The following is a 15,353-nucleotide window of genomic DNA, read 5'->3' as shown; positions in this document are numbered from 1 at the left end:
GTGAGGGGTGACCGCCTCAAGGCGGTCACCCCTCACTCGTATTCGCATCCGGGCGTATGCGTGCCCGAGTGCCTGGTCAGCCGCCCTGACGGGACGGGCGACGCCGCAGGGCACCGGCCCACCGGTTCAGGTTCCAGCGGCTCGCTCCCCAGCGGTTCGACACCGCGGCCCACCGCTCCGACATGGCCCACTACCACGCGGACAGCCGAGCGGGGCGCGAGCACTGCCCGCAGACGTGCCCTCCGCCCGGCGGCTGCCCGCAGACCCGCCCGTACCCGCTGGGCCTCTTCGGCGAGACCGCCCGCATCCGAGGGCCGAGGGGCGTAGAGCACCTGCTCCACCGCCCCCGCCGCCCGGTGCACCGCCTCGGCGGACGCTCCTTCGAGCCCGCCGAGACGCACGATCCGAGCTGCCGCCTTGCGCGGCGTCTGCGACTCGTCGGGCTCGATGCCGTAGTCCCAGGCCGAGTCCGTGATCTCACGCCAGCCGGCCAGCGTACGGGCGGCCGCATCCGCGGGCGTGCGTCCGCCGGAGCCGAGCCGTCGCGAGCGCGTCCGGCTCCGCAACAGCAGCGGCACCAGGGGAACCAGCACCGCGAGCGCCACCCCCAGCGCCACCAGGATCACGAACCCGGCAGAAACACCGGGGTCGGTGGGGCCGGCCCCACCCTGCTGCGCCGGACCGCCGCAGTCCCCCAGCTTCCTGCTCTGCGCCGGGCAGCTGTCCGTGGCGCTGGGCGCGGCCGAAGGCACCGACGACGTGCTGGGCTCCGCCTGCGCCGGGTTGGACGCCTCACCGGACGGCGTCTGCGCGCGGGTGTAGTCCGGCACCGAGCCACGGGTCGGCGTGGGCTCGAACCGGGTCCACCCCACGCCCTCGAAGTACAGCTCCGGCCACGCGTGCGCATCGCGCAGGCCGACCGACATGGTGCCGTCCGACTGCCCCGTGCCGGGCGTGAAACCCACCGCCACGCGCGCCGGGATGCCCAACGTCCTTGCCATCGCGGCCATCGAGAACGAGAAGTGGACGCAGAAGCCTTCCTTGTCCCTGAGGAAGCGGGCGATCGCGGCAGTGCCGCTGCCCGACTGGACCTGCGTGTCGTACGTGAAACCGCCTTTCGCCGCGAACCAGTCCTGGAGCTTGACCGCCCGCTCGTAGTCGTTCGACGCACCCCTCGTCACATCGAGCGCCGTCGAACTCACCACCTCGGGCAGCGAATCGGGCACCTTGGTGTACTCGCGCAGCATCGCGGCAGGCGGCGTCGAGGCCGCAGCCAGCTGCTCCGCGGTCGGCCGCACTATCAGGCTGCTCACCGTGTAGCGCACACCGCGCGTGGTCTGGCCCCGGTCGCCCACGAGCGTCCGCCCGGCCGGTTCGTAACGCCAGCGGCCGTCGATGTCCACCTGCGTCGCCGGGTACGGCATGGGGAGATAACTCTGGGAGTACCAGCCGGCTGCCGAGACACTGGAGTTGATCTCGGTCGCACGGACGTCGGGGCTGAGCCCCTGCGGACGGGGCAACCGGCCGGGCACGTCCTCGATCCGGCGCTCAGACGACTTCCACGCGGAGCCGTCGAACTGGTCCAGCGCGACGATCCGCAGATACAGATCCCGCGTGCTGTCCGTGTTCGTGCGGTACCGCAGCACCTCGCGGTCCTCGGGCTGGTTCAGGCTGTTCTGCAGGGAGACCAGCGGATTCACCGCCGAAATCGTCCCGCCCCCGGAACCGGACCCCTTACCGGCGCCCGTGCCCGCCAGCAGCCCTCCGTCCAGCGCCGGCAGCGCCGCCGGAACCACCAGGGCGATGCCCAGGGCCAGTACGCCGATGCGCCGGCCCGTACGGACCGGGGCCAGCGCGGAGCCGCCCGCCGTCTCGAATCCGGCCGCTGCCGTACGGCCCCCGGTGCGCGGTGCGCCGCCGAAGACGCGGCCCCACTGGGAGATCCGGTCCCGGCCCTCGGCCAGCAGAAGCAGCAGATAGCCGGAGGACGCCAGCAGGAACCACAGCCAGCCCGCTCCGCCCTGCGAAAGCCCCGCGGCCACCGAGTACAGCGCGAGCAGCGGCAGCCCCGCCGGAGCCGCACTGCGGAACGTCACGGCAAGCGCGTCCACCGCAAGCCCGATCAGCAGTACACCGCCGACCAGCATCAGCCTGATGCCCTCGGTCGCCGGAGCCGGGATGGCGTACCGCCCGACCTCCTCCGCACCCGAAGTGAACAGCCGGCCGAACTCCCGGAACGCCTCGGGCCCCGGCAGTACGCCGCCGATCGCCGCGTCCATGGCGAACACCACGGTGAGCATCACCAGAGCCACGAAGGCCTGGACCGCGACGGTCAGGGACCGGGCCAGCGGCACCCGCCGGGCCAGCGCCCCCACGCCCGCCTGGATCGCCACCAGCAGCACGGCCGTCAGAAACCACGAGGCCTTGTCGACCAGCGGCAGCAGCGCGCCCGCCGCCATCAGCGTGGCCGCCATGGCGCACAGCGCCAGCCGTCCGCGACCACTCATGACCAACCCCCAGATGTGCCTGCCGCGCCGCCCGCAGGGGACGCCCCCGCGCCGGTGCGCTGTCGTTCCGCCGTCCGCCACAGATCGGCGAGCGGCGTGCCCGGAGGCACGGCGAGCACCGTCCACCCCGCCTCTCGCAGCGGCCTGACCCGCTCCTCGACCTCCGCCGCGCCCTCGCCCGCGGGCCGCCCGGCATCCGTGGCTTCGTGCCCCCGCACCCACGTGGTGCTGTCCAGGACGAAGGCGACGGCGGCGCCGCTGCGCTGGCGCATGCGCGCCGCCACGGCAGCCTGCTCGTCGTCCAGGTCACCGAAGAAGGCGACCAGGAGACCCTCGTTTCCGCCGCGCAGCACGTCGTACGACCGGGAAAGCCCGGCGCCGTCCGAGTGGCCGACGACGGCCAGCGTGTCCATCATCAGACCGGCGGAATCGGCCGTCTCCTGCGTGGCCCCGGCGAAACCACCGGCCCCCTCACCGGGCACCGAGTTCCCGGTGTCCGTCAACAGCCGTACCGAGAAGCCCCGTTCGAGCATGTGCACCAGCGCGGAAGCCGCTCCCGACACCGCCCACTCGAAGGCCGAGTCGGGCCCGGCCCCCTGGTAGGCCACCCGCCGGGTGTCGAGCAGCACCGTGCACCTGGCCCGCTGCGGCTGCTCCTCACGGCGCACCATCAGCTCGCCGTAGCGCGCGGTGGAGCGCCAGTGGACGCGGCGCAGGTCGTCGCCGTGCCGGTAGCCGCGCGGGATCACATCGTCCTCGCCGGCCAGCGCGAGCGAGCGGTTGCGCCCGTCGCCGTACCCCGACGCCTCGCCCGAGAACCGCACCGCGGGCAGCGCCTCGACGCGCGGGATCACGGTCAGTGTGTCGTACGCGCTGAAGGACCGGGTCAGCTCGCACATCCCGAAGGGGTCGGTCAGCCGCAGTTGCAGCGGCCCGAGCGGATAGCGTCCGCGCAGGTCGGAGCGGACCCGGTAGGACACCTCGCGCCGGCCGCCCGCCTCCACCCGGTCCAGGACGAACCTGGGCCGCGGCCCCAGCACGTACGGCACCCGGTCCTGGAGCATCAGCAGCCCTGTGGGCAGCCGCGAGACGTTGTCCATCCGCAGATGTACGCGCGCCTCCGAGCCCGTCGCCGCGCGCGACGGCGAGAGCCGCCTGCTGGCCGCGACCCGGTAGCGCGTGCGGTACAGCACGGCCACACACACCAGTGGCAGCACCGCGAGCAGCAGTCCGACGCGCAGCAGATCGGCCTGTCCCAGGACGTACGCGCACACCGCGGCGGCGATGCCGGCCGCCAGGAAGGAGCGGCCGCGCGTGGTCAGGCCCGACAGCGCCGCCCGCAGGCCGCCCTTCTCGTCGCCGTCCCCGCCGTCGTCCCTGCCGTCGTCCGCTGCGGCGGGCCCCCCGCCCGCCATCACAGTCGCCGTACGCCGGGCTGCTGCTGACGGCCGTACAGCGGAGCGCCGGGAGGTGGTGTGGCCCGGGCCGCCGCGTGGCCGCCGTCGGCAGCAATCGGTGCGGCGGCGGGTGCGGCGGCGGTCGGTACGGGCGTGCGCTGGAGGATCTCCAGGACCACCTGCTCAGAGGTGCGCCGGTTCAGCTGAGCCTGGGCGGTCGGCAGCAGCCGGTGCGCGAGCACCGCCACAGCGAGCGCCTGTACGTCGTCGGGCAGCGCGTAATCACGCCCGCTCAGCGCGGCCGAGGCCTTGGCGGCGCGCAGCAGATGCAGCGTCGCGCGCGGCGAGGCGCCGAGCCGCAGATCGGGATGGCTGCGGGTGGCCGAGACCAGCTGCACCGCGTACCGCCGGACCGCTTCGGCCACATGGACCGTACGGACGGCGTCGATCAGCTTCACGATCTCGTGCGCGTGCGCCACGGGCTGGAGGTCGTCGAGCGGCGACACCCCGCCGTGCACGTCGAGCATCTGGAGCTCGGCCTCCGCGCTCGGATAGCCGATGGAGACGCGCGCCATGAAGCGGTCGCGCTGCGCCTCGGGCAGCGGATACGTGCCCTCCATCTCCACCGGGTTCTGCGTGGCGACCACCATGAACGGGGTGGGCAGCTCGTACGTCTGCCCGTCCATGGTGACCTGGCGCTCCTCCATCGACTCCAGCAGCGCGGACTGGGTTTTCGGCGACGCGCGGTTGATCTCGTCGCCGATCACGATCTGGGCGAAGATCGCACCCGGCTTGAACTCGAAGTCGCGCCGCTGCTGGTCGTAAATGCTGACGCCCGTGATGTCCGAAGGCAGCAGGTCGGGCGTGAACTGAATGCGCCGCACGGAGCAGTCGATGGATCTGGCCAGTGCCTTGGCGAGCATCGTCTTGCCCACGCCCGGCACATCCTCGATGAGCAGATGCCCCTCCGCGAGGAGCACGGTCAGCGAAAGCCGTACGACCTCCGGCTTGCCCTCGATCACACCCTCCACCGACCTGCGGACTCGCTCCGCTGTGGTGGTCAGATCTGTGAGGCTCGCTCGATCGTCATAGGTCGTCACCCGGCCCTCCTCGGCCCCGTTCTACAGGCCGACGCCACGACGACGGACCGGCCCACCCCGAAATACGGACACCACGCCTGGAATGTTCGGACGGGATGTCACACACGCATTCTTGTTGCCGTTACCGCTTCGTGTCACTCGCCTGTGGACAACTGCGCGGGATATGTCGGGGGTTGCCGTGTTTTTGTCCACTCAGTTCGCGTCACTTCACAGGGTCGATCTCCCGCAGCAGGCCGGTGGCCACCTCGAACACGAAGCCGCGCACGTCGTCGGTGTGCGGCAGGAAGGGCGAGGTCCGCACCCGCTGCATCGACTGCCGTACGTCCTGGTCGACGTCCCGGAAGGCCTCCACGGCCCAGGGCGGACGCTGCCCGACCTCGTCCTCCAGCTCGTGCCGGAAGTCCTCGGTGAGGCTTTCGAGACCGCAGTTGGTGTGGTGGATGAGTATGACGCTGCGGGTGCCCAGCGCACGCTGGCTGATGGTCAGCGACCGGATGACGTCGTCGGTGACCACGCCGCCCGCGTTGCGGATGGTGTGGCAGTCGCCCAGTGAGAGCCCGAGGGCGTCGTGCAGGTCGAGCCTCGCGTCCATGCAGGCGACCACGGCGACGTGCAGCACGGGCCGCGCGTCCATCCCCGGGTCGTCGAAGTTCGCGGCGTACGCCCGGTTCGCCTCTACGAGGCGGTCGGTGACCGTACCGCCGGTGCGCGCCGCGCCGGGCTGCGCTGCGGTGGGCTCGGTGGGAAGATCTGCGGAAGTCGACATGCTTCAGACGTTAATGGTCACGGGGGGTGCGGGCCCGCTGTGAGAAGGGACAAAGAACGTCAACAAGGCTTGTTGTGAGGTAACCCACACGTGGCCGATGGTCTCCTCCGTACGAGTGAAAACAACGCTGGGCGACGCGCTGGCCGGTTGATTGACCGGAAGGGCCCGTGGACTAAAGTGACGCGAAGTGGGTGGCGTGACGCACCCGTCATCGCTTTACGGACACATCTCGCACATCCATCGTGAATTTCCCCGCGTGCGCGGCGTACGTACGGCCCGGCCTCCTCCCGCTCGCCGGTCGGCCGACGCCACTTCCCCGGCGCCGGCAGGCCGCTTCCCCTTGTGAGCGGAGGGGGACCAGGCCGTACGTACAAAGCCGCGCCGGCACCTGAGAGGGCGCATGAGCCAGACCCGACACGTCCCGGTGATGCTCCAGCGATGCCTGGACCTGTTGGCCCCGGCGCTCGAGCAGCCGGGAGCCGTGGTCGTCGACTGCACCCTCGGCCTCGGCGGACACAGCGAGGCGCTGCTGACCGCCTTCCCCTCGGCGCGGCTCATCGCACTCGACCGGGACAAGGAAGCGCTGCGGCTCTCCGGCGAACGGCTCGCCCCGTTCGGCGACCGGGCGACCCTGGTGCACGCCGTCTACGACGAGCTGCCCGAGGTCCTGGATCGGCTCTCCGTCCCGCGCGTACAGGGCATCCTGTTCGACCTCGGCGTCTCGTCGATGCAGCTCGACGAGCGCGAGCGCGGATTCGCGTACGCCCACGACGCCCCCCTCGACATGCGCATGGACCAGACGACGGGCGTCAGCGCCGCCGAGGTCCTCAACACCTACCCGCCGGGCGAGCTGGTGCGGATCCTGCGCCAGTACGGCGAGGAGAAGCAGGCCAAGCGGATCGTCTCGGCAATCGTGCGCGAACGCGAGAAGGAGCCCTTCAGCAACAGTGCCCGCCTCGTCGAGCTGATCCGCAACGCACTGCCGCAGGCCGCCAAGCGCACCGGTGGCAACCCCGCCAAGCGCACCTTCCAGGCGCTGCGCATCGAGGTCAATGGCGAGCTCAGCGTGCTGGAGAAGGCGATCCCGGCGGCGGTCGGGACGCTCGCCGTGGGCGGCCGGATCGCTGTCCTGTCGTACCACTCGCTCGAAGACCGACTGGTCAAGCAGGTCTTCGCGGCAGGGGCCGCCAATACGGCGCCGCCCGGCCTGCCGGTCGTACCCGAGCAGTACCAGCCGAGGCTGAAGCTGCTGACGCGCGGTGCGGAACTGCCGACGGAGGAAGAGGTGGCCGAGAACCGGCGTGCCGCCCCGGCCAGGCTCCGGGGCGCTGAGCGCATCCGGGAGGACGTGCTGTGACCAAGCCGGCCAAGCAGTTGAAGGGGCGGGCCGCGCGGCTGGCGCGGCTGCTGCCGTCGGGCGGCCCCAGTACGGCGGCCAAGACCCCCTTCGTCCTGCTGGTCGTGCTGCTGCTCGGCGGCGGTCTGATCACCCTCCTGCTGCTGAACTCCTCGCTCAACGAGGGCTCGTTCAAACTGAGCGAACTCAAGAAGCGGACCACCGAACTGACCGACCAGGAGCAGGCGCTCCAGCAGGACGTCGACGACCGGTCCGCGCCCGGCGCGCTAGAGCGCCGGGCCCGCGAACTCGGCATGGTGCCGGGCGGTTCCCCCGCGTTCCTCGACCCGGACGGAACGGTCCGCGGCGTCCCCTCCCCGGCGTCCGCCGAGCCCGCCGCCGTCGCGACGCCGCTGAACTTCCCCGCCCCGGAGCCCACGCCCGGAGCGCCGTCGGTCCCGCCCCCTGGGACGGCGCCGTCGGCCCCGCCTCAGGCGCCCGCCACCGGGGCGCCGTCCGCCCCGCCCCCGGCGCCGCCCGCTTCCACGCCGACGATCCCGGCCCCGGCGCCGCCCGCTTCCGCGCCGGCGTACCGACCCGCCCCTACCCCCGGCAGGTGACGCAGTGCCCCCCAAGGAACCGCCGCGCCGCCGTGTGCCCGGCCCCGGTCGTCCGCAGGGCGGGGGGCGCCCCAAGCCCGCCGCGCACCCTTCCGTAGGACGCCCGCGCCTCTCCGCACGCTCCGCGTCCAAGGCCACTCCCGCCCTGCGCCTCGGCAGCCCCAAGCCCAGGCTGCGCCTGGTCAGCCTCGGTCTGACGCTGGTCATGCTGGCCTTCGTCGTACGACTGCTCCAGGTGCAGGCCGTGGACGCGAGCGCGTACGCCGCCAAGGCGGAGAAGAACCGGTACTCCAGCGCCACACTGGCCGCCGAGCGCGGGGAGATCACCGACCGCGGCGGCATCGCCCTCGCCACCAGCGTCGACGCGCACGACATCACGGCCGACCCGTCGATGTTCACCGCCAAGTTCAGCAAGACGCACGACGCGCCCGAGCAGGCCGCCGCGCTCCTCGCCCCGATCCTCCGCAAGGACGCCGGAGACCTGGCCAGGAAGCTCAGCACGCCCAAGAGCAGGTACGCGGTCCTGGCCCGCCGCCAGACCCCGCAGATCTGGAAGCAGATCAAGGACCTCAAGAGCGTTTTCGCCGAGAAGGCCAGGGCCGACAAGGCCAAGGGCGGCCCGGGCGCCAATGTGCTGCTCGGCGTCTTCCAGGAGCCCAGCAGCAAGCGCGTCTACCCCAATGGCGATCTCGCCGCCGGGATACTGGGTTACGTCAATGCCGAAGGCAAGGGCGCGGGCGGCCTGGAGACGCAGTTGAACAAGGAGCTGGCGGGCACGGACGGGCAGATCACCTACGCCCAGTCCGGCGGCCGCCGGGTCCCCACCGTCGGTGCCCGCGAGGTCCCCGCCGTACCCGGCTCGGACATCGAGCTGACCATCGACCGCGACATCCAGTTCGCCGCCCAGCGCGCCATCGCCGAGCAGGTGCAGAAGTCCGATGCCGACCGCGGCTACGTGATAGTCCAGGACAACCGCACCGGCGAGGTCCTGGCCATGGCCAACGCCCCCGGCTTCGACCCCAACAACCTCTCGCAGGCCAACGCGGCAGCCATGGGCAACGCCGCCCTCCAGGACGTGTACGAACCGGGCTCCACAGCCAAGGTCATGTCCATGGCCGCAGTGCTGGAGGAGAACGCCGCCACGCCGGGCACCCATGTCGTCGTACCGAACCGGCTGCACCGCGGCGACCGGCTGTTCAAGGACGACATCGACCACCCCACCTGGTACCTGACGCTCAACGGCGTACTCGCCAAGTCCAGCAACATCGGCACCATCCTGGCGACCGAGCAGCTCGGCAAGACCCGGCCGCAGGCCAACCAGGTCCTCTACTCGTACCTGCGCAAGTTCGGCCTCGGCAGCCCCAGCGGCCTCGGCTATCCCGGTGAGACGGCGGGCATCCTCGCCCCGCCCAAGGACTGGAGCACCTCGCAGCAGTACACGATCCCGTTCGGCCAGGGCCTGTCGCTCAACGCCATGCAGGCGGCCTCCGTCTACTCGACGATCGCCAACGGCGGCGTACGTATCCAGCCAACGCTCGTCCGCGGCACGAAGGGCCCGGACGGCCGCTTCACCCCGGCCCCCGCCCCCAAGAAGACCCGCGTGGTCAGCGAGGCGACAGCCAAGACCTTGGCCACCATGCTGGAGTCGGTTGTGGACGACGTGGAGGGTACGGGCACCAAGGCCCGTATCCCCGGCTATCGCGTCGGCGGTAAGACGGGCACGTCCAACCGCGTGGATCCGGCCACCGGACGCTACAAGGGCTACACCGCGTCCTTCGCCGGATTCGCACCCGCCGACAACCCACGGATCACCGTCTACTGCGCCATCCAGAACCCGACCAGGGGCAGCTACTTCGGCGGCCAGATCTGCGGCCCCATCTACAAGCAGGTCATGGAGTTCGCTCTCAAGACCCTCCAGGTCGCACCGACCGGCAGCAAGCCCGCCCGGCTGCCGGTGTCCTTCAGTCCCGGCCAGTGATTCAGGACCACCAGTGACAACCATCACCCCGAATGCCGGGAACCACGAAGACCCGGATGCGCCCAGGCCCCCCTCGTTTCGCGGCGGGCCGGGTGCGCCCGGTACGCTCACCGCCGTGCCACACGCTGATCAGTCACAAACCACCCAGAAGGACGCCCCGGTGACCTACCCCGGAGCGCCCCGGCCGGTCCAGGTCCGCCCGACACCCCTCGGGGAGCTGGCCGAACGGCTGGGTATCGAGAGTCCGGGTACGGCGGAAGTCACGGGCATCACCCATGACTCCCGTGCCGTGAGGCCGGGCGATCTGTACGCCGCCCTGCCCGGCGCACGCTTCCACGGCGCCGACTTCGCCGCCCAGGCGGCGGGTCTCGGCGCGGCCGCGATCCTCACCGACCCCGCGGGCGCCGAGCGCGCCGCGGAGACGGGCCTGCCGGCCCTGGTCGTCGACGATCCGCGCGGCCGGATGGGCGAGCTCGCCGTCGAGATCTACGACCGCCCGGGTGGGGACCTGCTCCAGCTCGGCATCACCGGTACGTCCGGCAAGACCACCACGGCGTACCTCGTCGAGGGCGGGCTGCGGGCAGCCGGGAGGCTCACCGGTCTCATCGGCACCGTCGAGATGCGCATCGGCGACGACCGCATCAAGTCCGAGCGCACGACCCCCGAGGCCACCGACCTCCAGGCGCTGTTCGCCGTCATGCGCGAGCGCGGCGTCGAGGCGGTCGCCATGGAGGTCTCCAGTCACGCCTTGGTGCTCGGCCGGGTCGACGGCTGCGTCTTCGACGTGGCGGTCTTCAACAACCTGAGCCCCGAGCACATGGAATTCCACTCCGACATGGAGGACTACTTCCGGGCGAAGGCACGTCTCTTCACCCCGGAGCGGAGCAAGGTCGGCGTCGTGAACTTCGACGACGACTACGGCCGCAGGCTCGTCACCGAGTCGGGTGTCCCGGTCACATCCTTCTCCGCCGAGGGCCACCCCGACGCCGACTGGCGGGCCGAGGGCGTCGAAGTCGGCCCGTTCAGCAGTACGTTCACGGCGATCGGCCCCAAGGACGAGCGCATCGCCGCCACCGCACCGCTGGCAGGGCCCTTCAACGTCGCCAACACGCTCGCCGCGATCGTCACGCTCGCCGTGGCGGGCATCGATCCGCAGACCGCCGCCGACGGCATCGCCGCCGTCCCCGGCGTACCGGGCCGCCTGGAGCGCGTGGACGCCGGGCAGCCGTACCTCGCGGTCGTCGACTACGCGCACAAGACGGACGCCGTCGAATCGGTCCTGCGCGCGCTGCGCAAGGTCACCGAGGGAGAACTTCACGTCGTGCTCGGCTGCGGCGGCGACCGCGACAAGCAGAAGCGGCCCTCGATGGGCGCCGCCGTCGCCCGCCTCGCCGACACCGCCGTACTGACCTCCGACAACCCCCGTTCCGAGGACCCCCTCGCGATCCTCGCCGCGATGCTCGCGGGCGCCGCGGAGGTGCCCGTGCACGAGCGCGGCGACGTCCTGGTCGACGCCGACAGGGCCGCCGCCATCGCGGCGGCCGTGGCCCGCGCCAAACCCGGTGACACCGTGCTCGTCGCGGGCAAGGGCCACGAGCAGGGCCAGGACATCGCGGGAGTGGTACGCCCCTTCGACGACCGTGAGGTCCTTCGCGCCGCGATTCGGAGCGTTGCGATGTTCCAGAACAGTGGGATGACCCAGTGATCGCCCTCTCCCTCGCCGAGATCGTCGAAATCGTCGGCGGGCAGTCGTACGACATACCGGACCTGACCCTCCAGGTGACAGGCCCCGTCGTCATCGACTCCCGCGAGGTGCAGCCGGGCAGCCTCTTCGCCGCCTTCGCCGGCGAACGCGTCGACGGCCACGACTACGCGCGGCGCGCGGTCGACGCGGGCGCGACAGCCGTGCTGGCCGCCCGCCCCGTCGGCGTACCGGCCATCGTGGTGGACGACGTCGTGGGGGCGCTCGGAGCCCTCGCACGCGCCGTCGTCGAGCGCCTCGGCACCACCGCCGTCGCCCTCACCGGATCGGCAGGCAAGACCAGCACCAAGGACCTGATCGCCCAGCTCCTCGAACGCAAGGGCCCCACGGTCTGGCCCGCCGGCAATCTGAACAACGAGATCGGCCTGCCGCTCACCGCCCTGCGGGCCGCCGAGGACACCCAGCACCTCGTCCTCGAAATGGGCGCCCGCTACATCGGCGACATCCGCTACCTCACCGGCCTGGTCCCGCCCCGCATCGGCCTTGTACTGAACGTCGGCACGGCCCACATCGGCGAATTCGGCGGCCGCGAGCAGATCGCCGAGGCCAAGGGCGAGATGGTCGAGGCCCTCCCGCCGTCCCACGAGGGCGGTGTGGCCGTGCTCAACGCCGACGACCAGCTCGTACGCGCCATGGCGACCCGCACGAAAGCCCGCGTCCTGCTCTTCGGTGAGGCCGAGGATGCCGACGTACGCGCCGAGAATGTCCGTCTCACAGAGAATGGGCAGCCAACCTTCAGCCTTCACACCCCCACCGGGTGCAGTGACGTGACCATGCGGCTGTACGGTGAGCACCACGTGTCGAACGCGCTCGCCGCGGCCGCCGTCGCCCATGAGCTGGGCATGTCTGTCGACGAGATCGCCACCGCGCTCTCCGAGGCGGGCACCCTCTCCCGCTGGCGCATGGAGGTCACCGAGCGTCCTGACGGCGTGACGGTCGTCAACGACGCCTACAACGCGAATCCCGAATCCATGCGAGCCGCCCTGCGCGCGCTCGCGGCAATGGGTCGGGCCTCCCAGACAAAGGGAGGCCGTACGTGGGCGGTGCTCGGCCAGATGGCCGAGCTGGGTGACGATTCGCTCGCCGAGCACGACGCGGTCGGACGGCTCGCCGTCCGGCTCAACGTCAGCAAGCTCGTGGCAGTCGGGGGCAGGGAAGCGTCCTGGCTGCAGCTGGGCGCTTACAACGAGGGTTCGTGGGGTGAGGAGTCGGTGCACGTGTCCGACGCGCAGGCGGCGGTCGACCTGTTGCGCAGTGAACTGCGTCCGGGAGACGTCGTGCTGGTGAAGGCTTCCAGGTCGGTCGGTCTCGAGCGGGTCGCCCAGGCACTGCTCGATCCCCGCACCGAGGGTGAGGTCACCGGCCGATGAGGCAGATCCTCTTCGCGGGAGCCATCGGGCTCTTTCTGACCCTGATCGGTACCCCGCTGCTCATCAAACTGCTGGCCCGCAAGGGATACGGGCAGTTCATCCGGGACGACGGTCCGCGCGGCCACCACGGCAAGCGCGGCACCCCCACCATGGGCGGCATCGCCTTCATCCTGGCCACGCTCATCGCGTACGCCCTGGCGAAGGTCATCACCGGCGAGAAGCCGAGTGTCTCCGGCCTGCTGGTGCTCTTCCTCATGGCGGGCATGGGTCTGGTCGGCTTCCTCGACGACTACATCAAGATCGTCAAGCAGCGTTCGCTGGGCCTGCGGGCCAAGGCGAAGATGGCCGGCCAGCTCATTGTCGGCATCGCGTTCGCCGTCCTGGCCCTGCAGTTCAAGGACATCCGCGGCAACGCCCCGGCCTCCACCAAGCTTTCCTTCGTCCAGGACTTCGGCTGGTCGATCGGCCCCGTGCTCTTCGTGGTCTGGGCGCTGTTCATGATCCTGGCGATGTCGAACGGTGTGAACCTCACCGACGGCCTCGACGGACTTGCCACCGGCGCCTCCGTGATGGTCTTCGGCGCGTACACCTTCATCGGTCTCTGGCAGTTCCAGGAGTCCTGCGCCGACGCGCCGAGCCTGACGAACCCCGAGGCTTGTTTCGAAGTACGAGATCCACTCGACCTCGCGGTCGTCGCCGCCGCCCTGATGGGCGCGTGCTTCGGCTTCCTGTGGTGGAACACCTCGCCCGCCAAGATCTTCATGGGTGACACCGGCTCGCTCGCCCTGGGCGGCGCGCTCGCCGGTCTGGCGATCTGCTCCCGCACCGAGTTCCTGATGGCGCTCCTCGGCGGGCTGTTCGTCCTGATCACCATGTCCGTCGTGATCCAGGTCGGCTCCTTCAAGATGACCGGCAAGCGCGTCTTCAAGATGGCGCCGCTGCAGCATCACTTCGAACTCAAGGGCTGGTCCGAAGTCCTTGTGGTGGTCCGCTTCTGGATCATCCAGGGCATGTGCGTGATCATCGGTCTCGGCCTCTTCTACGCGGGCTGGGCGGCCGACAAGTGACAGAAGTGACCTGGACCGGCAAGCGGGTAACCGTGGCGGGTCTCGGTGTCTCCGGGATCCCCGCAGCACGTGTGCTGCGGGGCCTCGGCGCTCACGTCACCGTCGTCAACGACGGCGACGACGAGCGCGCCCGCACCCAGGCCGCGGAGCTCGAAGCCCTGGGCGTCACCGTGCGCCTCGGCGACGGCGCGACCCTCCCCGAGGGCACCGAGCTCATCGTCACCGCACCCGGCTGGAAGCCCGACAAGCCGCTCTTCCTGGCCGCCGCCGAGGCGGGCGTGGAGATCTGGGGCGACGTGGAACTGGCGTGGCGCCTGCGCGCGACCCCGTCGGGAAGGGCTCCCGCTCCCTGGCTCGCGGTTACCGGCACCAACGGCAAGACCACGACCGTACGGATGCTGGCCTCGATCCTGGAGGCGGCCGGCCTGAAGACCGCCGCCGTCGGCAACATCGGCGTATCCCTCCTCGACGCCGTCCTCGGTGACGAGAAGTACGACGTCCTCGCCGTCGAGCTCTCCAGCTACCAGCTGCATTGGGCGCCCTCGCTGCGCGCCCACTCCGCGGTCGTGCTGAACCTCGCCCCCGACCACCTCGACTGGCACGGCTCCATGGAGGCGTACGCCGCCGACAAGGGCCGTATCTACGAGGGCAACCAGGTCGCCTGCGTCTACAACGTGGCCGACCCGGCCACCGAGGACCTGGTCCGCGCGGCCGACGTCGAGGAGGGCTGCCGCGCCATCGGCTTCACCCTCGGCGCCCCCGGCCCCTCCCAGTTCGGCGTCGTCGACGGCATCCTGGTCGACCGGGCCTTCGTGGCGGACCGCCGGAAGAACGCCCAGGAGCTCGCCGAGGTCTCGGACGTCAATCCGCCGGCCCCGCACAACATCGCGAACGCCCTCGCGGCCGCGGCCCTCGCCCGCGCCTTCGGAGTCGAGCCCGCCGCCGTACGCGACGGACTGCGGGCGTTCCGCCCCGATGCCCACCGCATCGAGCACGTCGCGGACGTCGCCGGTGTCGCCTACGTCGACGACTCCAAGGCCACCAACACCCACGCCGCCGAGGCCTCGCTGGCGGCGTACGACCCGATCGTGTGGATCGCGGGCGGCCTCGCCAAGGGCGCCACCTTCGACGAACTCGTCGAGAAGTCGGCACAGCGCCTGCGCGGCGCCGTCCTCATCGGCGCCGACCGTGCGCTCATCCGCGAAGCCCTCGCGCGACACGCGCCCGAGGTACCGGTCGTCGACCTCGACCGGACCGACACTGGGGCGATGTCGGCGGCGGTCCGGGAAGCGGCGCGGCTCGCGCGGCCCGGGGACACGGTGCTGATGGCCCCGGCCTGCGCCTCCATGGACATGTTCACCAACTACATCAAGCGTGGCGAGGCATTCGCCGACGCCGTACGCGAGTTGGCTTCGGAGCGCGACTAGCGGACCGGTCCCCGCGCCGTGGA

General features: G+C 71.2%; 10 protein-coding genes and 1 pseudogene. 7 read left to right on the top strand and 4 right to left on the bottom strand.

Going from position 1 to position 15,353, the window contains the following annotated elements:
- Nucleotides 1-76: 76 nt before the first annotated feature.
- The 4 genes and pseudogenes from PXH83_RS05765 to PXH83_RS05750 form a co-directional block, all read right to left on the bottom strand.
- Nucleotides 77-2,507: pseudogene (locus PXH83_RS05765) on the bottom strand (transglutaminase TgpA family protein).
- Nucleotides 2,504-3,922 carry a DUF58 domain-containing protein gene (locus PXH83_RS05760; protein ID WP_274557424.1) on the bottom strand — a complete coding sequence of 473 codons (1,419 nt, stop codon included), beginning with the start codon at nt 3,920-3,922 and terminating at the stop codon, nt 2,504-2,506. Before PXH83_RS05760 ends, PXH83_RS05765 begins: the two are co-directional and overlap by 4 nt.
- The gene (locus PXH83_RS05755) at nt 3,922-5,004 is read right to left on the bottom strand and encodes an AAA family ATPase (RefSeq protein ID WP_274557422.1); all 1,083 of its coding nucleotides are present in this window, start codon (nt 5,002-5,004) and stop codon (nt 3,922-3,924) included. Before PXH83_RS05755 ends, PXH83_RS05760 begins: the two co-directional genes overlap by 1 nt.
- A 202-nt stretch (nt 5,005-5,206) precedes the next feature.
- The gene (locus tag PXH83_RS05750; protein ID WP_274557420.1) at nt 5,207-5,770 is read right to left on the bottom strand and encodes a beta-class carbonic anhydrase; all 564 of its coding nucleotides are present in this window, start codon (nt 5,768-5,770) and stop codon (nt 5,207-5,209) included.
- A 400-nt stretch (nt 5,771-6,170) separates the two neighbouring features.
- Between PXH83_RS05750 and rsmH the strand changes: the two genes are divergently transcribed.
- From rsmH to murD, 7 genes are read left to right on the top strand one after another with little or no spacing between them, the layout of a single operon-like run.
- Nucleotides 6,171-7,127, top strand: a complete 957-nt coding sequence (rsmH, locus tag PXH83_RS05745) for a 16S rRNA (cytosine(1402)-N(4))-methyltransferase RsmH (RefSeq protein WP_274557418.1) — start codon at nt 6,171-6,173, stop codon at nt 7,125-7,127.
- Entirely contained in the window at nt 7,124-7,726 is a 603-nt protein-coding gene (gene ftsL, locus PXH83_RS05740) for a cell division protein FtsL (RefSeq protein ID WP_274557415.1), read from the top strand. Before rsmH ends, ftsL begins: the two co-directional genes overlap by 4 nt.
- Before the next feature lie 4 nt (nt 7,727-7,730).
- Nucleotides 7,731-9,704, top strand: coding sequence for a peptidoglycan D,D-transpeptidase FtsI family protein (locus PXH83_RS05735; protein ID WP_274557413.1), 1,974 nt, complete (start codon nt 7,731-7,733; stop codon nt 9,702-9,704).
- 13 nt (nt 9,705-9,717) lie between these two features.
- On the top strand, nt 9,718-11,409 hold the full coding sequence (locus PXH83_RS05730; RefSeq protein WP_274557410.1) for a UDP-N-acetylmuramoyl-L-alanyl-D-glutamate--2,6-diaminopimelate ligase: 1,692 nt from the start codon (nt 9,718-9,720) through the stop codon (nt 11,407-11,409).
- On the top strand, nt 11,406-12,836 hold the full coding sequence (locus tag PXH83_RS05725; RefSeq protein WP_274557408.1) for a UDP-N-acetylmuramoyl-tripeptide--D-alanyl-D-alanine ligase: 1,431 nt from the start codon (nt 11,406-11,408) through the stop codon (nt 12,834-12,836). Before PXH83_RS05730 ends, PXH83_RS05725 begins: the two co-directional genes overlap by 4 nt.
- Nucleotides 12,833-13,903 (top strand): phospho-N-acetylmuramoyl-pentapeptide-transferase, encoded by a 1,071-nt coding sequence (gene mraY / locus PXH83_RS05720; protein ID WP_214914940.1) that lies wholly within the window; start codon nt 12,833-12,835, stop codon nt 13,901-13,903. The genes PXH83_RS05725 and mraY overlap by 4 nt, the downstream gene beginning before the upstream one ends.
- A gap of 5 nt (nt 13,904-13,908) precedes the next feature.
- The gene (murD, locus tag PXH83_RS05715; RefSeq protein WP_420803211.1) at nt 13,909-15,330 is read left to right on the top strand and encodes a UDP-N-acetylmuramoyl-L-alanine--D-glutamate ligase; all 1,422 of its coding nucleotides are present in this window, start codon (nt 13,909-13,911) and stop codon (nt 15,328-15,330) included.
- The last annotated feature ends 23 nt before the right edge of the window (nt 15,331-15,353 follow it).

Source organism: Streptomyces spiramyceticus, assembly GCF_028807635.1.
GTDB classification, from domain to species: domain Bacteria; phylum Actinomycetota; class Actinomycetes; order Streptomycetales; family Streptomycetaceae; genus Streptomyces; species Streptomyces spiramyceticus.
The sequence above is the reverse complement of the archived record's forward strand: the minus strand, read 5'-3'. Positions and strand labels throughout refer to the sequence as shown.